This window comes from Rhizobium terricola (assembly GCF_012927355.1).
In the GTDB taxonomy this organism is placed as follows: Bacteria; Pseudomonadota; Alphaproteobacteria; order Rhizobiales; family Rhizobiaceae; genus Allorhizobium; species Allorhizobium terricola.
Map to the genome: position 1 here is coordinate 38,986 of NZ_JABBGK010000005.1, position 17,934 is coordinate 56,919.

At 60.6% G+C, this 17,934-nt stretch carries 15 protein-coding genes and 1 riboswitch; of the genes, 4 read left to right on the forward strand and 11 right to left on the reverse strand.

Annotated elements, in window-relative coordinates; all coding sequences use genetic code 11:
• Window positions 1–58: 58 nt before the first annotated feature.
• From HHL25_RS23715 to hutW, 9 genes are all read right to left on the reverse strand, one after another.
• Window positions 59–2,374, reverse strand: coding sequence for an FTR1 family iron permease (locus HHL25_RS23715; RefSeq protein WP_169594622.1), 2,316 nt, complete (start codon window positions 2,372–2,374; stop codon window positions 59–61).
• Complete coding sequence (locus HHL25_RS18975) at window positions 2,371–3,921, reverse strand: multiheme c-type cytochrome (protein WP_169594624.1); 1,551 nt, start codon at window positions 3,919–3,921, stop codon at window positions 2,371–2,373. Before HHL25_RS18975 ends, HHL25_RS23715 begins: the two co-directional genes overlap by 4 nt.
• Complete coding sequence (locus HHL25_RS18980; RefSeq protein ID WP_169594626.1) at window positions 3,918–4,445, reverse strand: hypothetical protein; 528 nt, start codon at window positions 4,443–4,445, stop codon at window positions 3,918–3,920. The genes HHL25_RS18975 and HHL25_RS18980 overlap by 4 nt, the downstream gene beginning before the upstream one ends.
• 58 nt (window positions 4,446–4,503) lie before the next feature.
• Window positions 4,504–5,559, reverse strand: coding sequence for an imelysin family protein (locus tag HHL25_RS18985; RefSeq protein ID WP_169594628.1), 1,056 nt, complete (start codon window positions 5,557–5,559; stop codon window positions 4,504–4,506).
• A gap of 268 nt (window positions 5,560–5,827) precedes the next feature.
• Window positions 5,828–7,984 carry a TonB-dependent receptor plug domain-containing protein gene (locus HHL25_RS18990; RefSeq protein WP_169594630.1) on the reverse strand — a complete coding sequence of 719 codons (2,157 nt, stop codon included), beginning with the start codon at window positions 7,982–7,984 and terminating at the stop codon, window positions 5,828–5,830.
• 49 nt (window positions 7,985–8,033) lie between these two features.
• Complete coding sequence (locus HHL25_RS18995; protein WP_169594632.1) at window positions 8,034–8,408, reverse strand: hypothetical protein; 375 nt, start codon at window positions 8,406–8,408, stop codon at window positions 8,034–8,036.
• Window positions 8,409–8,416: 8 nt separating this feature from the next.
• A complete protein-coding gene (locus tag HHL25_RS19000; protein ID WP_169594634.1) occupies window positions 8,417–9,106 on the reverse strand; it encodes an NAD(P)H-binding protein in 690 nt (229 codons plus the stop codon).
• Window positions 9,096–9,629: a heme utilization cystosolic carrier protein HutX gene (gene hutX / locus HHL25_RS19005; RefSeq protein WP_169594636.1), complete on the reverse strand. Its 534-nt coding sequence runs from the start codon at window positions 9,627–9,629 to the stop codon at window positions 9,096–9,098. Before hutX ends, HHL25_RS19000 begins: the two co-directional genes overlap by 11 nt.
• 29 nt (window positions 9,630–9,658) lie before the next feature.
• Window positions 9,659–10,933 carry a heme anaerobic degradation radical SAM methyltransferase ChuW/HutW gene (gene hutW, locus HHL25_RS19010; RefSeq protein ID WP_246701896.1) on the reverse strand — a complete coding sequence of 425 codons (1,275 nt, stop codon included), beginning with the start codon at window positions 10,931–10,933 and terminating at the stop codon, window positions 9,659–9,661.
• Here hutW and HHL25_RS19015 point away from each other — a divergent pair.
• The 3 genes from HHL25_RS19015 (at window position 10,932) to cobT (ending at window position 14,852) form a co-directional block, all read left to right on the forward strand.
• A complete protein-coding gene (locus HHL25_RS19015; protein ID WP_169594558.1) occupies window positions 10,932–11,168 on the forward strand; it encodes a hypothetical protein in 237 nt (78 codons plus the stop codon). The two genes, hutW and HHL25_RS19015, sit on opposite strands and share 2 nt — an antisense overlap.
• A 328-nt stretch (window positions 11,169–11,496) precedes the next feature.
• On the forward strand, window positions 11,497–12,153 hold the full coding sequence (gene ric / locus HHL25_RS19020; protein WP_169594640.1) for an iron-sulfur cluster repair di-iron protein: 657 nt from the start codon (window positions 11,497–11,499) through the stop codon (window positions 12,151–12,153).
• A 1,424-nt stretch (window positions 12,154–13,577) separates the two neighbouring features.
• A riboswitch (cobalamin riboswitch) is annotated at window positions 13,578–13,707 on the forward strand.
• 83 nt (window positions 13,708–13,790) lie between these two features.
• Entirely contained in the window at window positions 13,791–14,852 is a 1,062-nt protein-coding gene (gene cobT, locus HHL25_RS19025) for a nicotinate-nucleotide--dimethylbenzimidazole phosphoribosyltransferase (RefSeq protein ID WP_169594642.1), read from the forward strand.
• Between the two features lie 160 nt (window positions 14,853–15,012).
• Here the strand turns inward: cobT and HHL25_RS19030 are convergent, their stop codons facing one another.
• Window positions 15,013–16,209: a cytochrome P450 gene (locus HHL25_RS19030; protein WP_169594644.1), complete on the reverse strand. Its 1,197-nt coding sequence runs from the start codon at window positions 16,207–16,209 to the stop codon at window positions 15,013–15,015.
• A gap of 307 nt (window positions 16,210–16,516) precedes the next feature.
• On the opposite strand from HHL25_RS19030, the gene HHL25_RS19035 reads away from it, so the two are divergent.
• Entirely contained in the window at window positions 16,517–16,996 is a 480-nt protein-coding gene (locus HHL25_RS19035; RefSeq protein WP_169594646.1) for an RrF2 family transcriptional regulator, read from the forward strand.
• Window positions 16,997–17,606: 610 nt separating this feature from the next.
• On the opposite strand, the gene HHL25_RS23785 is transcribed toward HHL25_RS19035, so the two are convergent.
• Window positions 17,607–17,864 (reverse strand): DUF6455 family protein, encoded by a 258-nt coding sequence (locus HHL25_RS23785; protein ID WP_390624528.1) that lies wholly within the window; start codon window positions 17,862–17,864, stop codon window positions 17,607–17,609.
• Window positions 17,865–17,934: the final 70 nt, after the last annotated feature.

Consider the following 17,934-nt stretch of genomic DNA (forward strand, 5'->3'; position numbering starts at 1 on the left):
GAGCGGCAAAACGTTCCGGCCCAGGCAAGCATGTTCGGGTCATTCCTGCCCCTTGTCTTCACCTGGCCACAGACGCCGCGTGGGAGCGGACGGCCAGCAGCCAGATGATGGAACCCAGCAGAAGCAGGGCGATCACGAACTGCGCGAGCAGGGCTTCCGCGACGGGGTAGAGGCCCAGATAGAGCTGCAGCCAGGTCTGGTCGGGAAACCACGACACAGGGGTCGCGGGCAAAACGGCCGCGGTTTGCAGCCCCCGGATGCCGCTGCCGACAAGTGTGACGCTCATCAGGGCCAGCAAGGCGCCCGTCACCCGGAAAAATGCCTTCACCGGCAATCGGGCCTCAAGGCCGAGCATGAGGTAGGCGACCGCGACGGCCAGGACGGAGCCGGCCACAAGGCCGCCCAGAACAGGCATGGCCGGGGCGTCCGCCAAAAGGGCTTCGTAGAACAGAACGGTCTCGAAACCTTCGCGAAAGACCACGAGAAAGGCCAGTCCGAAGACCGTCAGACCACCGAACATGGTTGCGATTTCCCTCGGCCCGGACGCCATCTCCGCCTTGCGCCGGATGTGCGCCAACCAGTCGCCGACATAGGCCTTGCGGAACATCCAGTGGGTCACATAAAGCAGCACGCCCGCCGCAAGCAGGGCGGTCGCGCCCTCCAGCAATTCACGCTGCAGCGTGCTCATGTCGAACAGTTGACCAACCGCCAGCCAGAGGGCGAACGAGGCAAGCAGGGCGGCCGAAACGCCGCCCGACACCGGCAGGCGCCAGCCTCGCAAACCGCCGGCCGGTGTTCCTCCGGCCTTCAGGGCGCCGATCATGCAGGCCAGGACCAGAACGGCCTCCAGCCCCTCGCGCACGAGAATCGCGAGCGATTGCAGGAAGGCCCCGAGAGACGAGAGCTGACTGTCGAGGATCGTATGCGCCTGCGCGGTCGCGGCCTTCATGCGCTCGACCACCTGCCGCAGCGCCTCTGGCGGACCCTTGTCGGCGATCAGGCGTCCAAGACCCGCTTCCGATGCGCTGCCCTCCCAGAAGCCGGCCTCCATCTTCAGGGCCAGCGCCGGCGCTCGCGGCATCAGCCTCTGTTCGATGTCGGGATCGAACAGCGCATAGGCCTCAAGCCGCTTTAGTTCGGCCTCTTCCCAATCGCCGGCTTCGGCCACCAGAAGGATTTCGTCGAAAAGATCCGGCAGCATGCCGAGGGCAAGCCTGTAGCCGCCTTCGTTCGACAGGCCATAGGTGTCCGCGATGGTCTTTGTCGCGGCTTCCGACAATGCCCGGACGCGTTTCTCATCGCCCTTTGCGTCAATCACCGTTTCTATCTCGGCCAGGATGGCACCGAGCCGTTCGAAGGCCTGCGGCGAACGGGCGGCGAGATCCGCGCCGAGGTCGCCGAACAACATCGCCGCCCGATCGCGAAATAGGCCGGCCTCGAAATACTCGAACGGAATGGTGACCGCGCCATCCCGCACACCCTTTTCGTACTCCACCGGAACCAGGCCGATGAAGCGCGACAGCAGCCTCACGCGGCGCTCGCGGTCCTCGGGCGACAGGCTGGTCGGGGAATAGATCGCAAGACTTGTCTCCAGCCGTGCCAGAACCGAATCCGCGCTGCCGGATGGCCGGGATCCCGCCTCGGCGAGGGCGGTTTTGATCGCTTCAGCATGCTGGTGCCCGATCCGGGCGGCGATGTTGTCGGACAGAAGGTCGCGCAATCCACTCGCCCGCGCCAGGGCATGGGCAAACTGCACGGGATATCCCGAGGCGAGATGCGACCGGCTCTCGGCGATCGAGCGGCGCAACTCGCCGGCATAAACTCCGAGAAGTTCCGCCTCTATCACCTCCCGCGCCTTCGCCGGATCCAGGCGCCGGGCCAGGACTTCCCGCATGGCGATGGTGGCGGCGGTATCGCGAGACGTGCGCGCATATTCGCGAATGTTCAGCCACTGAGCCGCGTCTTCGGATCGCCCTTCGTCGAGCGCGGTGAGCGTGGCATCCATGGCTCCGTCGAGCAGGGTCGTCCACAGCCGTGCACGCGCCGCCGCCGCCGCCGCGGCATTCCAGCCGGAAAGAGCGGCCGCGAAGTCGTCGACGGCGGCGTCGATCGGCGCGACGGCATCCGCCGCGCCAAGCCGATAGGCGGCTTGCAGCCGGTCTGCCCACAAGTGGCGTACCCGCTCGATGCGCGCCGACATGTCCCGCCGGGCCAGGTCGTCCGGCGCGCGGAACAACAGGCGCTGGGTGGCCGCGGACTCGCTTCTGAGCGCCTCGGCATCCTGCCAAGGCACCGCCGCCGCGCATGGCGGGGCGAAAGCACCGACGAGTGCCAGCAGCATGATCACGAACGCGGGGCATCGGCCAATCTTCACGGGCGCACCTCTTCTGTCGCGGGCAGGACGAACCGTTCCGCCGCCAGTTCGAATGGAGGAATGACGAGGTCTGTCTTCAGCGTGTTGTAGGCAAATTCCTGGGTGGCAACGCGGTACCAGAGCCTGGCCTCCAGGCTGAACGGGCCTTCCGCGTCGGGCGGGACATCTGTCTCGTAGGAAACCACATCCTCGCCCTTGGCCGGAACGCCGGCGCGCACATGCGAAATCTCGGCGGTGATGAAGGTAAGGTGATCGGGGATGCGTTTGCCCTTTGCGTCGATGAAATCCTCGCGCCAGACCACCGCGTCGGGATCGGTTTCTCCGCGCACGGGGTCGAACGCGCCGGAATGAAAGATCTTCCGGCCCGCGCCATCCCTGACGACCACCTCCAGCCACATGTATTTCTGATCGATCACGCCGGTCGGCAGATTGTGGCCAGCCCCCAGATTCTGGACGGCGACGGCAAAGCTCAGGCGATCCTTGTCGAGCGAGCTGCGCCGGAGCGAAAGTCCGGCGGCCGAGCGTAACAGCGCCCGCGTCGCCTCGCCCTGCCGGGCGATCAGTTCGGTGTTCCTGGCATCCGACAGGCCCGGGACGATGCCTCCACGCAGGAAGGTGAGATTGCCACCGAGACCGGTATCGAACATCAGATAATTCGATCCGACGAAGTTGTGGGCATAGCGCTCCGGCTTCGCGAGGTTGCCTTCCCGGATCTGCCGAACATAGGCAGCGGGATCCGGCGCCATGTGGCAATCCTGGCAGGTGACGTCATTGCGGCCGTACCAGCTGTTCTTCCACTCACGGAAGGTCGTCTGAACATGCTGCCGGCTTTGCGCTTTCGACATCGACGTGTCGTAACCTTCGGTGTGGCAGGCGCCGCAGAAATCGCCGCTGGCGATCAGCGCGTTCGTCTTCGCCCCGCCATAGGCGCGAGCATGATCGCGCGGCGCGGCAAGAAGCATGGCATTGGAGAGCTGGTCCACGCCGGTATTGACCGCGAGTGTCAGCGCGCCATTGCCCTCCTCCGGATCGGCATGCGTGGCCGTGTGGCACATGACGCAGGTAATACCTTCGGTTTCGGCCGCCGATGGCATCACCGACTTGAAGCGATTGGTCCTCCCGGCCAGCACCTCGCCGGGCGCGTGACAGCCCTCGCAGAAACGGGCCTTTTCGACACCGTCCTTGTGCAGGTCCTCGTTCGCCTCGACCGCCTTCTCGTAGACAGTGTCACGCCCGGCGATGGCGTGCAGGGAGGGCGCCCATTCCTCGAATTCGCGCTGGTGACAGGTGGCGCATTGCGCCGCCGACGGAATGACGGCGGGATCGACCATCCTGCCATTCTCGGTGTTCAGCCGCGAGGGCCAGAATGGCCTTGGCCGGCCCGCTTCGTCCGGACCGAACGGCAGTTGGTAGAACGGAATATCGGCGAGCGGAACGCCGGGTTCGGCGGCTTTCTGCCCGAACAGCTCGGCGCCGACGATGACCAGAAGTCCGCTCAGCATGCCGAGCGCCAGAAGCGGGAGATGGGCCTTGAACTGGTATTTCATGACGAAGCCCCGCGCCTCACGGAGGCCGGCTTGCGCCAGTGCCGAAGAAGGAGATGCAAGAAGAGGCCAGCGGCGGCCGCGAAAGCGCTCCAGAGATGCAGGAAGGTCAGCACACCCGTCGTATCAAATTGAAAGAACCAGACCCTTCCAGCGAGATATGATGCCAGGGGAATGATCATCACCAGGCCGGTTCCAAACACCAGCAGGTAGCTGGCCAAGAGCAGCCAGCTTAGCCATGTGAACAGGGGGCGCTGGCTCTTCGGCAAACCATGAAGCACATGCGGGCCGATCCAGGAGGCGAACACGGCGACGCAGACCAGCCCCAGAACGATGTGCAGCACGAGCACCGCCTCTCCGGCATTCCAGTTCCGCGCGGCGAGGAATTCGATGTAGATTCCCGTGCCCAACAGAACCGCGAACAGGATCGTCAGGAGGGAGGTCCGGCGAACGGCCAGCCTGGTTGGGCCGCGAACCGTGACGGCGTACGGCATCTGCGCATGTGTCGGGGATTGAAGGCTCGTCATCGATGTCCGGTCCCGGCGGCCGACGCAAATGGTCGGCCGCACTCTGCCAATCGCCTGGTCAACCGTTGATCGTCACGCCGGACTTCGCTGCCGCCTGCAGGATCATGGCGACGATCCTGTCGGCGATATCCTGCGCCTCGTTGCCGAGCGCGTCCGCTTCCTCAACTCCGAATTTGGCCCCGGCGGCCTCGCGCGCATGCGTGTCGTCGACCAGCGTCAGCAGTTCCTTGAAACCGGCCGTGATCCGCTGATCGAGGTCCGCGTCGGCGGCCGCCACCACCGGCGAGATCGCCTCGGAATACATCTTGCGGCAACCGTTCATGATGCCTTGCACGTCGGTGAGCCGGCTCTGGGCGACGAAGGCGCCGATCTCGCCGGTGATGAATTGCGATTCCTTCCACTCGCCGAAATAGTCGCCGACCGTCGGCGTCATGACGACGACCGAGGTGAAGGCATCCTGGCGATTGGGAGCCCAGGCCGACATGTCGGTCTCGAGCGCCTTTGCCCATTGGACGAGCGCCTGGGCGGCACCCTGGCCGAGATTGGCGTCGAACAGCATTTCGCCCCGAATGATCTTGCCGTCCGCGTCGAGATCGACCGGCAGCTTCACACCCTTCTCGTCCATGCCCCAGAACAGCGGTTCGGTGATGCCGTGGAACAGATTGCCCGGACGCTGAAGCACCGTTCCGTCAGGCAGCTTCAGGTCGTATTCCGCGACATCCTCGGCTTCCGAACCTGAATTGCCGGCATCGAGGATCAGATCGTATTTTGCCGTCGAAGGAATGCCGGCGACGATGCCCTCGATCGTCTCGTACTGGTTCGAGGTCTCCAGCCACAGAGTGCGAATTGCGGCGATCTGACGGGAGAGGCGCGCGCCATCGGCCTCCCAGGCTTTCTCGTAGTCACCGCCGTGACCGGCGATCACGCCGGCATAGTCAGCGACGGCGGCCTCCAGCAGTTCGGCCTGGGCCACCAGCCGGCGATTGTGATCCAGCGTGAACTGTTTGACATTCGCAAGCCCCCGGCTTTCCGCATCGTCCGCTGCACTGGCCGCGCACGGCGCCAGGAAGGTCGAGGAAAGCAGAAGGATGAGGACCGGCTTGCGCATGTTCATGGCGGTTTCCTTTTGTGAAAGTTCTCTTGCGTTGAATGGAGTAGCAGTGACGCGTCAGGCGCGAAGCGTCAGTTGCGAATGCCTATCAGTTGCGACACTCCAGATCTTTGCGTCAGCGCAAATCTGGACAATTATTGGAAGGTATACCTGTTGGTACGGCACATTGCCCCGTGAGCAATCGAGTGTGCCGTGGAGCGCCAGCTCCTGGCGCGCGAAAGGATCATCCCGAGCCCGCTTATACTCGGGATGCCGAAGTTCCGTATGTGTGTCAGAAGGCCACGCGCGCCGACACCTCAATGCTCCGACCGTAGCCGGGCAATTCTCCGAACGAAGGGCGGTACTCCTCGTTGAAGATGTTGTTGAAGCGAACAGCATAGGTCACGTTGTTGTCCTCGCCGAGGTTACCGCCGAATGCAAAGTTCAGCGTTCCCCAGCCGGGAAGCGTTTCGGTCACCAGGCTCGTTCCACTCTGGTAGGTCTGCTTGTCTTCGCTGGCGACGCGGACAAAAAGATCGGCCCAGATCGGGTGATCCTGCCACGCGCCTTCGTAACGAAGGCCTACGCGGCCGGACAGTGCCGGCGTGTCGCTGTTATAGGTCGTGAAGTCGGCGTATTCGAGTTCTCGTCGGATCCAGGTACCGCTGACGTACGGGGTAAAACCACTGTCTTGGAGCTCATACTCGGCAAGCAATTCAATGCCGAATGTATTGGCCTCGTCCGCGTTGACATAGATCGATGATGGAGACGAGGCGGTTCCAGTAGTCAAGCAATAGGTCGTCACCGCCACGCACCGCGTCGTCGTGATGTAATCCTTGGCCATCGAATAGAAGGCCGCCGCATCAAGTGCAAAGCCAGCATTCTCATAGCGTGCGCCGATCTCGAAATTCTGTGACTGCTCCGGGTCCAGTTCTGGATTGCCGTAGGTCGTGCCCTGTCCGCCAGCAGTTGTCGAACTGAACATCTGCAGAAGCGTCGGTGTGATGTAGCCTTGCGAATAGCTGGCGCGAAGCGTCGTAGTCTCGACCGGCTTCCAGGTCGCGCCGAGCGAAGACAACAGCCGTGTGTCGGTCTGGTCATCGAAATCGCTGCGAGCCGCCACGGTGGTTTCATCCAGACCAATCTGACTGTGATAAAGACGGGTACCGGCAGTCAGCATTACCGTATCTGTCAATTGCCACTCGTCCTGCAGATAGACGGAATAGGTATTGATGTGGGCCTCATCGAAGGAACTGCTGCTTACCGTGACCGGGAAGGGAGCATATCCCGTCATCGTAATGTCGGAAGTCTTGTCCGTCTCAAGGTTGTCAGAGAGATACTGCAACCCTACAATTGTGTGATGGCCGTCGCTGACGTCGAGATCAATCTGTGCGTTCAGACCATAGTCCGTGATCGTATCTTCGGACGTCGATGTCACAGCTACTGTCCGGCCCGTGCCTGCCGACGTGGTGACATCGTTGACAAACAGCCGGTCAATGGTCTGATAGAAGATGTCAGCATGGATCTTGGCGATCGTGTCGCTGATCTCATCACCATCATAGTAAAGCCCGACCTTGCGCCTGTCTCTCTTGGGCAGGTCGATCTTGAAGGCCTCGACAGAGGACGACAATTCGCCCGGCCACCCCTCGCTCTCCAATCGATGCTGCTCGAATTTCAAGGCGAGATAATGGTTCTCTTTCTCTCCGAAGCGATAGCCGAGATGGCCGTAGAGATTGTCGCTACTGTAGGACGTGCCGTCCAGTTCCCCGGTGGAGGAATACTGCCCGTTGGGGACCGTGCGGTCACCGTTTTCATCGAAGGAACCAGACAATCGGTAGTCAACGCTGTTCTTGCTTCCCGACACCGCAGCCCAGCTCTGCCAACCATCGGAAGCCGAGGAATAAGAACCTCCGGCCTCGACTTCTATCGGCTTCTCAGCGCCGCCCTTGGTGGTGATGTTGACCACGCCTCCGATTGCCTTTGCGCCGTAGAGGACCGACGAGGGACCACGAACCACCTCGATGCGCTCGACGGTCGCCGGGTCGATCAGAAGGGGCGTGCCATAAGTGCTGTGATCGGTGATTTCCTGGCCGTCCACGAGGATTGTCACCCGCCGAGAACTCTCACCACGAATCCGCAACCGCTTCATCCCGGCAACGGAGTCGTCCGCAACCTCAACACCTGGGACATCCCTGAGCAGTTCGGCAATTCCGCTGGTGGTTTCACGTTCGATATCTTTGGCGGTGACAACTGTTACGGATCGCGGATTGTCTTTGACGGATCGCGCAGTCTTCGTACCCACCACGGTGATGGTGTCGAGCCAAGTCGTGCCGTCCTCATCGGCCAGAGCCGGCTCCAACGCCAGAAGAGAGCAGGTTAAGAAGAAGCAGGCCCGCCATCCGCCTCTACCTCCGGGCCCAGAGTCTAGATTCGTCCTTGAAGAATTCATGAAATGTCTCCCTGATGAAAAACGAGGATTAAAGTCGCCAGCGTCCCGGCTATTGCCCGGTTGAGATGAGTTCCTGCGTGGAGGTGGCGCAAAGCGCGAAAGCCATCTCACCTCGGTTCGCGCCCGAGCTATCGCAATCATCACCCTCCGCGAGTCGCCGGACCTCTGCGGATGCACCCTTGATCGTGATCTCGTAAGGGAATCGCGGCGCATCGACCGGTGGATCGTGATCGAACAACGAGAATTGGGCCGTGCTCAAATGGCAGCCAGCATGCAAAAGCGTGTCGCTCGCCTGTTCGAGGACAGGTCTAATCCGCCCCAAACGCGACTCGCATTCTTCAAGAGCGTCGACATTGACGAAACTGGCCGACACACCGCCTTGAGGCAGTGCGATCAGGATAACCATCAGGATATTGGCTGGCATGGCACGCCTTACGAAAGTTGGAGTGGAAATGGGTCAAGAGGATTGACGCTGTGCGCGGCGTCCTGATCGACTGCGGCGAAAGCCCTGCCGATCGTGGCGGGATCCCGCAGGATGCGTTGCGACAACTGCGCGACGTCGAACCGGTTGATGAATCCGTGTAGTGCGGGATCCGTCGAGAGAACACCTCGGCCGGTGCCCGGCTCCGATCTCAGACCGCCGGGACGCAGGATCGTCCACGAAAGGCCGCTCACGCGCAGATAGTCTTCTGCCCGGGTCTTCGCATCAACTGCAGCCCCGAATGCTGCGATTGCCCGCTCTGAGCGGAAGGGCGCCATATCCCCGCAACCGATCGATGTGACGAGCAAGAACCGTCCGCGTATCCCCGCCTTAACCGCTGCATTGATGAGATTGATGTTTCCCTCGTCGTCCGCCCTGCGTCCGTCGGCAGAGATACCACCGATCATGGACACGACGTCGCAATCGCTACGGCACTCCTCAAAGAGACGGGCCGCGTCATCCGGTGACAACGCGTCTCCTGGTACGATTGCAATGCCGGCCTCCCGCAATTGGGCGACGTCGGACGAAGGGCGCACCAAAGCCACGACCGGACGCCTGATTGTGCTTTCCTGTTGGGCAAGCATGAATCCGACCCCCCGGCTTGCCCCGGCAATGATCAATGGCGACGTTTCATGACGCATCAGTGGTCACCATCTCTGCACGCAGCCGCACGAAACGGTCCACCTGATCGGCTCGCAGCTGACGCTGCTCGTCACGACCGACATAGATCTTGAACATGGCCTGGCCATCAGCGTTGAAGAACTGGATCGACATTGTTTCGAGGCCCATGAACGGTCGACGAACGAAGTAGATCGCGGCGCAACGCTCCGGCCGCAGATGACCGCTCAGGCCGGTCTTGGCACCCTGAAGATTATACATGCCATGGCCCATGCCCCCCTTCGGAAACGGGCCGCAGAATTCGACGACGGCATCCTTCGAATGGCAGATGAAGGTGATGTCGCCCCAGTCGGCAACATCACTCAGGATGTCGATGAAGCGAGAGCCGGCTACCGCCGTGGCGCTATCGTCGGGCAGGCAATCAATGACCGCCCTGAGCGAAACACCATGCTCCTCCGCCAGATGCTCCAGAATCCCGTCAGGTTTAGCCAGGATCGCATCCCTTATCGTTTCCGTCGTATGCGTTGTATGTTGTGTCAGGCTCATGGCCTATCCTCTCCTTGCTGGGACAAACGTCAGGCGGCTGCGCTTTCCGGCAGTACCCTTGCTTCGATGAAGTCGTGGAGTGCGGTGATAAGGTTGGCGTACCAAAAGCGGCCGGCGACGGTGAGATCGATCGCCGACCCCGATCGGGTCAGCAGGCCGGCAGAGGACCACTGCTCCAGCAATGGGTGCAAGTCTGAGCTAAAGGCTTGCCCTGCGGCTTGATCAAGGGCCGGCAGGTCGAGCCTGCCCATCTCAAGGTCTCCGATAATCAGATTTCTCAGAGGGCGCAGGCTATCCGACGAGGCAAGCATGCCGATGGGCTTCTGACCCGCCAAGACAGCTTCCGAGAATTTCGACAACTCCCCCATCAGTCCGAAACTCAGATTGCCCAGTGTTCCACCGGCACCCGAGCCGTAAGCCAGGCAATCCGCTCCCTCCTTGATCATCCGGTTGTAGCGATTGCGCTCCAACGGCGTTCGTGCCCAGTGATTGTTGCTAACCTGCCGCCATGATCGTTCGTTCAGGAAGTCGCTGCCGATGCGGTAATATCGTCCGAGATCGGCAAGGCTGGGCGCGGTTACGAATTTGCCAGCCTGGATCGCGGCGAAGAGCGGCGTGCCGGGAATGAGGTTGAGACCATAGAGATCGATTCCGTCCGGCGCGATGGCTGCTGCGGTGGCGAGGTCACGCTGCCAGACATCGAGCGACTGGCCGGGCAGGCCATATATTAGGTCGATCACAACCGCCGCGCCGTCATGCCGCTTCAGCCGCTCAAGGAAGGTGATCGCTTCCTCCCGGCTCGCGCGCCGCCCCTGACGGCGACGAACCTCGGTATCGAAGCTTTGGACGCCAATCGAGAAGCGGTTCGCCCCCGCCTCCAGGCACGCGACGACCTTCTCGTCGTCGAAATGGATGATCCGGCCCTCGACCGTTATCTCGCAGCCGTCCGCTACAGGCAGATGGCGGCGCAGCGTCAGCAACAATCGTGACAATTCGGCTGCCGTGAGCGCACTTGGGGTGCCACCACCGAGATAGATCGCAGTGATCTCCTCACTCTGCGTCGCCGCATACTGCGCTTCCCGCTCGATATCTCGCATTAGCAAATCAACATATTCGCCGACCGCAAGTGCTGTATAAGCGTTGCGATAGAAGCCGCAGAACAGGCAGTGATTGGCGCAGAAGGGTATGTGGACATAAGCGAGCCGACCTCTCCCAAATGACCCGTCGACATGATTCGCGAGCATCTCCTGCCAACGAGACGGGACCATATCGGATTCCACCCGCCTTTTGCCCCGAAACGGCATGACCGCCCTTCTCGCGGTGAAGGCCCTCGACAGGGGGTCATTGGTGACGTTTGCAAAATACGGTGCGAAGTCTATTGTCATGAAACCGACAAGCCCTGCTTGGCTGCAAATGGGGATAGTTGGCTTTTTGGTTTATCGGCGCGATAAGTTGACTTATTTGCTCCACATCAAACATGAATCATTTTATCAACTTTTATCTCTTTATAATCATTATAGAAAGTTTATTGGGCCTTGATGCAAGGCTGTCCCGGACAACGGCCCTGCCAACGTTAGAATGGTCATGAGAATGCTCCCCGCCGCCGTTCTGGGCAAAAGGGGACATAGCTCAACCTGCCGGCCTGCCTCACGGCTTTCACCAAAGGTAGATAGTCGTAGAAGGGAACTTGCCGCTGACAGACCTCGAGTTCTCGCGCGCCGACCGTTGTCGATCCGCATCGCGCTGGTGACGTCCGGCCGTTGCGCCGTGTTTGCGACGGCGCAACGACCAGACGAGGAAACGCCCGCAAGTTCACCGACATGATCCAGCCTGAAGGCTCGATAAGTCCATGAACAAAGGAACGGCCATGACGGATATCGATTTCAGCCAGACAGTCGGAAAGGTCGCAACGACAGTGCCAGGAGCAGCCGACCTGTTCCGTCGCCACGGGATAAGCTTCTGCTGCGGCGGCGCTGAACGGATCGACACAGCCGCAGAAAAAGCCGGCCTCTCGCCCGACGCGCTGCTGACGGAGTTGAAGACGCTGATGCTTGCCAGTCATCGAGAGGCTCCGGAGGGAACGGTGGAACTGATCAACCACCTGCGCAGCCGCTACCACGAAACACATCGCAGTGAACTGGCATGGCTGATCCCGCTTGCACAGAAAGTCGAGCGTGTTCATGGTGCCCATCCTCAAGCCCCTGTAGGCCTCGCCGATCTTCTGGAGCACATCCACGCCGATCTCGAGGGCCATATGAGCCGCGAAGAGGCTGTTCTATTCCCCTTGATGGAGCGGAACGACAAGGCGGTGCTGACACAACCGATCGCGCAGATGCGCCATGAGCATGACGTGGAGGCCCGGCATGTGGCCGCACTCGAACATGTCACAGGCGGTTATACTTTGCCGGATGGCGCCTGCAATTCGTGGCGTGCTCTTTACACCAGCGCGAAGAAGTTCTCGGAAGATCTCGTGGAGCATATGCATCTGGAGAACAACGTGCTTTTTCCTCGTTTCGCCGGCTGACGGCCACGCGATCGTGCAAGGAGAGAATAATCGTGAAGAGCAGTGGAGAATACGCCCCTTCAGCCGAGGGCCTGCGCCGAACCCGTCCGCATAGCACGCGTCCTTCTAAGAGAAGTATCCTCGATTGCCGACAGGATGACCCGGACTGCAACTGGTTGTGCGACGCCTTCGAATGCATGGCGGTGTGCTGCGGCAGTGACGTTGTCGGTTATGTGATGGACCGTTTTTCCACCTTGGGCGATGCGCGACACGAAGGTTTGCGCCAAGGGTGGGGCCCGGCCGAATAAGGCTTGCGTCCCAGCCGAAGAGATAGATGCGCCAGCAGACCCACAACGATGCCACTGCGACCCCGAGATGGAGCAGGCAAGCAAATGCCTGCCAGCGTGTAAGAGCCGAATCCGACCGCGACGCGGGAAGGCGACGTGAAGCATCCCCAGACCTGTCACGACGATGATCGTATGACGACGGAGGACCTCCACATCTTGTTGACCTGTGGAATTGGGCGAACCAAACATGTCCGTCACATGACCCATAGGGCACTCGCCCTGCCAATGCACCGGTCGACACCATCGGCGATGAAGGAAAGCGTTTGCCAGTTCTTGGCGCAAAGGCGGCGATGGCTATCAAGGGAGATAGCCTTCCGCCGGATCTAAAGGCTGAAGACGAGGGAGACGGTCTTACCTCTCAACCCGAGCCAATCGCCGATCTCGGTCCGCGTGAGTGGCAGACTGAGCGTCCTGCGTGAAATCGGGTCAGCACCGAGTTGCAGGCAAGATCCATAAGAACCTGGCGATCCTTAGAACGGCCGTCTTTCCGCATAAGAGTGCGGCATGCCGGTGGGAACGGTCAAGGTTTTCGACGAGAGCTTCGTGAATCATGCGGGCGCGCTTGCGAAGGCTGAGCACCTCGCACCGGCATTCTATGCGCACTTCGGCTAAGCTCCGCCTACTGGGATGGACAAAGATACGGCCCAGACCATAGACTTCAACGACCTGTGCAATGCCGTTGGCCGTAAGCCGGCTATGCACAATGCATCCCTGGTGGATATGGTAGACTGGTTCATCGGCGCAATCAGAAGCCGTGAGGATCGTGCCGATTGGGAAGATTTCCATCGCTGCCGCGTTTTTCCGCCGATTGTCCTCGATTGGCCAGGATACCACACGGTGTTCTGGGGACACCATCAGGTTCATCGTCGAAGACCTTCAGTGACCGCAAAGTAGCGTCGTTAAGAGGAGGCTGGAATTACCAGTCCAAGCCAGCGGCCTCAAACTTCGTTCATAGGAGGCGGACTTGACAGCCGCTTCTTTGAGCCAGCGCAAGCACTCACGAGATTTCGCCGGAAAAGGTCGTCTGCCGCCTGATCAAAATCACCCTTCGGATTGTCGGTCGGGAGTGCATGCCCTACGAAACCTGTTGCAACTAACGGAACCCGGTGAGAATCCGGGGCGGTCCCGCCGCTGTAACCAGATACGTGTGTCAGGAGGCATTGGCCGCCACTGTCCGCTTGCCGGATGGGAAGGTGCCTGCACCCGGTCAAGCTGGAAGTCAGAAGACGCGTTGCCACATCCTGAAACCGTCCGATGGCAAAGGGCGGGGCAATTGCTCATGCGAGCTTCGGTGTCACGTGGAGGACCCGTATGTCTGACCCAAACAGCCTTCCGACAAGGCAACAGTCCCTTGCACCCATAAAAGACCTCTCAGCCCTGCGCCGAATGCTGCAGGACCTGCCGCCCGGAAACGAACACGCAGCAGGCGCAGCGGCAGCGCGAGAGGAGATATTGACAAAGCCGCCGGGAAGCCTCGGCAGGCTCGAAGAAATCGTCGCGTGGCTGGCCCGCTGGCAAGGACGCTATCCCCCTGTCATGGATGATCCGCAAGTGTGCGTTTTCGCGGGCAATCACGGCGTGGCAGAAACCGGTGTGTCGGCCTATCCTCCGGTTGTCACCGAGCAGATGGTGCAGAACTTCGAGCGCGGCGGAGCGGCTATCAATCAGTTGAGTGCCGAACTCGGCGCCAAGGTGACCGTCGTGCCGCTCGAGCTGGCTCGTCCCGTCAACAACTTCCTACATGCCCCGGCCATGACCGAGGGCGAGTTCCTCGAAGCATTCCAGTCCGGGATGCATGCGGTTCGACCGGGCGCCAGCGTGCTTTGCCCCGGCGAGATGGGCATCGGCAACACCACTGCTGCCTCGGCCATATGCTTCGCCCTTCTGGGCGGCAACCCGGCGGACTGGTGCGGGCGAGGGTCCGGGATCTCGACCGGAACGGTAGAGCGCAAGATCGAGGTTGTCTCCGAGGCCGTTAGACTGCATGGAAACGCCATAAGCGACGGGCTGGACGCCTTGCGCATCCTGGGCGGACGCGAGATCGCCGCGATGGCCGGATCGATTGTCGCGGCGCGCCTGCTTGCCATACCCGTCATGCTCGATGGTTTCATCTGTTCGGCAGCCGCCCTCGCGCTACACTGCAGCGGACCAGGAAGCCTGGCGCACTGCATGGTCGGTCACAGCTCGATGGAGCCCGGGCATCGGCGGCTTCTCGCCCATCTTGGATTGCGACCGCTTCTCGATCTTGATTTGCGATTGGGCGAGGGAACCGGGGGAGTCTTGGCCACCCTCTTGGGAAGAGCCGCGCTGAGATGCCACCTTGGCATGGCAACATTTACCGAAGCCGGCGTGCATAGCGGCATAGAGCGGTAACAGAACCCTGCGGGACGCGAGAGAAAGCGGTCTGCCCTCTCGCGTCCCCGTTTCGGTCAGCGGTGCTAAGGTTTGGGGCCATTGCGGCCGAGAACCCGACGCGCGCTCGGTGGCGTGGCTTTCCCTCCGACAATTCCTATCTGCTCTTGCCCAAATGCCCCTATCGGTCGATCTGCAGAGAGACCGAGGCGAAGCCGCTTGCGGGATAGACCGCACGCAATGGCTCCGTGCCCGTCAGGAGCGCGAACGGCCCGATCCTATTCAGCACTTCATCGATCATCACTCTTAACTGCATCCTGGCCAAGGCAGCACCCGGACAAATGTGGATGCCCGCGCCGTAAAGCAGATTTGGCCCTTGGTCGCGCATGGGACAATACCGTTCAGCAGCCTCGAATGCCAGGGCGTCGCGATTGGCCGACGTCCAGATTACCGTTATCCGTTCCCCAGCCTCGATCCGACGCCCGCCGATCACTACGGGCCTTAGCGCCGTTCGCCGATTCGATATCAGCGGTCCGTGCAGACGCAGGATCTCCTCGATTGCCGGTGAAAGGCCCGTCCGGTCGAGGCGTAGCCGCCTTTGAACCTCGGGGTTTTCGGCAAGAAAATGCACGATGATGCCGACGCAGGCCGCAATCGTACCCAGTTCCCCCACCGTCCAGTTACGCAGGATGCTCACGATCTCGCCGTGATCGATCCGCTTGCCGTCCACCGTCTTGCGGACTAGGCTGGAGGTGATATCGTCCGGCGCGGCGTCACCGGCCTCTTCTCGCCATTTGAGCTCGGAGCGGATATGCCAGTCGAACTCAAGCGCTATGGCTGCCATGGCGTCGGTATCGCGCGCAAGCGTGGCTTCGCGATTCTTCCGCACCCACAGAAGTAATGGCTCATGCAGGGACGCCGGCCAGCCGAGAAAACCGCACTGGATTCTGACCGCATAGGGCTCGGCGAGACCAGCCATGACCTCGAAGGAGGGGGTATTCCCGAGCGCCCCTAGAAGATCGCCGACGATCCGCCGACATTCGGGTTCGAAGGCTTCGACCCGTTCCCGGGTAAAATAGGGATCGATCATCCGTCGATAGACTGTGTGTTGCGGAGGATCCATGCCGTTGGGCAGCGAAGGATGCCGTGACACGACATTGCTGAACGTTTCGTGATCAGTGAGAATTTGCAGAATATCGGCATGGCGGAAAAGGGACCAACCGAGATATTCGCTGTAGGCAACCGGACAGGCTTCGCGCATCTGGTCATAGGCACGGATCTGGTCGATCTGGACCTCAGCGCTGCGAGGATCCCAGTCAGGGCAGATCTCACCCGAAGACGCGTCCACGACGGAGTTCTTTCCATTTGCCGATTTCATATGCTTGGTTCCCCTTCCATGGATCAGCAGCTACAATGCGGCAGTTGAGAGCTGGGTCTTTGTCTTCACGCAAAGAACTCAAATCCCGTCTCCAGCAAAATCGACTACCACTGGCGACACCGAGAATGCGATGGGCACCACGATCGAAACCGGCGAGCATCTGCTGGCACTGATGCAGGAAGGCGGACACGATGCCGCGGTCATATGCGGCGTGTTGATAGCCACTGAGAACTGACCTGGCGGTTCAGTTCTCAGTGGCTATCACAATTAAGGCCTGTGTCCTATTTGCGATGGATGTTGCATGCGAATGACGCTTCACACCGACTACGCGTTGCGAATGCTGATCTATCTGGCAACGCGACTGGATCGGGTATGCACGGTCAACGAAGTCGCCGAAGCTTGTAAGCTACCTTGCAATCACTGTCTCACGGTAGTCCAGATCTTACGCGATCTCGGTTTCATCGATACGACCCATGGCCACGCGGGCGGCATCCAGCTGGCCAGACCACCTGGAGAGATTGGCCTCGGTACGCTGGTTCGCGCGATCGAGGAGACATCTTCACTCGGCGAATTCATTCACAACCAAGGCCGACCGTGCTCAACGGCACGGACTCGCCATCTCAAAAACTTGCTGCACGAGGCGCTCGCTGCGTTCCTGGCCGTTCTTGACAAATACACGCTCGCCGACATCGTGACGAATCGGTCGATACTCGACCCATTTCTCGGGATCGACACGACGGTCAAGCTTGAAAAAGGGGCACAGAAATGGCGACGAGATCAACGCTGATGGGGCAGCCAATGCGCTGAAGACACGTATTCCACAGTTCTCCCCTTTGAAGAGCTGGGGAATATGCCTCGCCCGGCGTGGCGGCTATCTAAAAGTTGGGTGGCTGTCGCCCGAAAGCATGCCGTGATCTTTCACGCGATGTGGATCTCCGGCGCACCGTTCCACTGGTCATCGCAAGAGCCGAGTGAGATCGCGTGATTACGCCGATACCTTGGTTAAATCAGATCAGCGATGATCGTCCGGTAAGGACGATGGTACGGTCAAGGCCGGTTCCAGGAATGCGATGCTGCCTAATAGAGCAACCGCGAACACCACATTGGTCGACCGCGCCTATTCAACGCCATGATAGGGCGGTCAAAGCGCCGTCCTAACAGAGAGCCATGGGCCTGACCCATGGCGTCCTCAGCGAACAACTTACCAACCGAGACTAGAGAATCGCTACGGGATGCGATCGCAGATTTGGCAATCCCGAATGTCGTCCTAACCCTACCGAACGTGGTAGAATTCGAACCTCCGCAATATCGTCTCTCCGCCCAAGGGGGCGGCCCGCCTCTGCCCCAGATAGAGCGGCGGGGCTCGAAGCAGGCTGCACTCGTCCAGACCGAGGCCATTAGCTGTGGTTGCCGAAGAAGTGCCTGTTGTCGCAGAACTCAGGTCCGGCAGCAGGTTGGCCATTGCACTCCGACAACCATGCCTCGCATAAGTCGCTTTGGCGACAAAAGATGCAGCTTCTCACCGCCCGCGCCATGCTCTGCCCGAACTGTTCCTTCGCTGCCAACTCCTGTTTGACACCTAGCCGATCCATCATCATACTCATTAGTTGCGACTGGCGCTCCAGCCTCGTGGCAATCTTCCCGATGGCAGTCATACTGCTACTCCCCTTTTGGCTCGATACCTAGAGCACATGTACTGTTCTGCTTCCGGTCTTCCGTACACCG

What these genes read in the sequence shown, in the direction of transcription:
- hutX (WP_169594636.1), bottom strand. Translation starts at nt 9,629, where the DNA reads ATGAGCCTGACACAACATACAACGCATACGACGGAAACGATAAGGGAT.
- HHL25_RS18980 (WP_169594626.1), bottom strand. Translation starts at nt 4,445, where the DNA reads ATGACGAGCCTTCAATCCCCGACACATGCGCAGATGCCGTACGCCGTC.
- HHL25_RS19015 (WP_169594558.1), top strand. Translation starts at nt 10,932, where the DNA reads ATGACCGCCCTTCTCGCGGTGAAGGCCCTCGACAGGGGGTCATTGGTG.
- HHL25_RS19000 (WP_169594634.1), bottom strand. Translation starts at nt 9,106, where the DNA reads ATGCGTCATGAAACGTCGCCATTGATCATTGCCGGGGCAAGCCGGGGG.
- hutW (WP_246701896.1), bottom strand. Translation starts at nt 10,933, where the DNA reads ATGCCGTTTCGGGGCAAAAGGCGGGTGGAATCCGATATGGTCCCGTCT.
- HHL25_RS18975 (WP_169594624.1), bottom strand. Translation starts at nt 3,921, where the DNA reads ATGAAATACCAGTTCAAGGCCCATCTCCCGCTTCTGGCGCTCGGCATG.
- HHL25_RS18995 (WP_169594632.1), bottom strand. Translation starts at nt 8,408, where the DNA reads ATGCCAGCCAATATCCTGATGGTTATCCTGATCGCACTGCCTCAAGGC.
- cobT (WP_169594642.1), top strand. Translation starts at nt 13,791, where the DNA reads ATGTCTGACCCAAACAGCCTTCCGACAAGGCAACAGTCCCTTGCACCC.
- ric (WP_169594640.1), top strand. Translation starts at nt 11,497, where the DNA reads ATGACGGATATCGATTTCAGCCAGACAGTCGGAAAGGTCGCAACGACA.
- HHL25_RS19030 (WP_169594644.1), bottom strand. Translation starts at nt 16,209, where the DNA reads ATGAAATCGGCAAATGGAAAGAACTCCGTCGTGGACGCGTCTTCGGGT.
- HHL25_RS19035 (WP_169594646.1), top strand. Translation starts at nt 16,517, where the DNA reads ATGACGCTTCACACCGACTACGCGTTGCGAATGCTGATCTATCTGGCA.
- HHL25_RS23785 (WP_390624528.1), bottom strand. Translation starts at nt 17,864, where the DNA reads ATGACTGCCATCGGGAAGATTGCCACGAGGCTGGAGCGCCAGTCGCAA.
- HHL25_RS18990 (WP_169594630.1), bottom strand. Translation starts at nt 7,984, where the DNA reads ATGAATTCTTCAAGGACGAATCTAGACTCTGGGCCCGGAGGTAGAGGC.
- HHL25_RS18985 (WP_169594628.1), bottom strand. Translation starts at nt 5,559, where the DNA reads ATGAACATGCGCAAGCCGGTCCTCATCCTTCTGCTTTCCTCGACCTTC.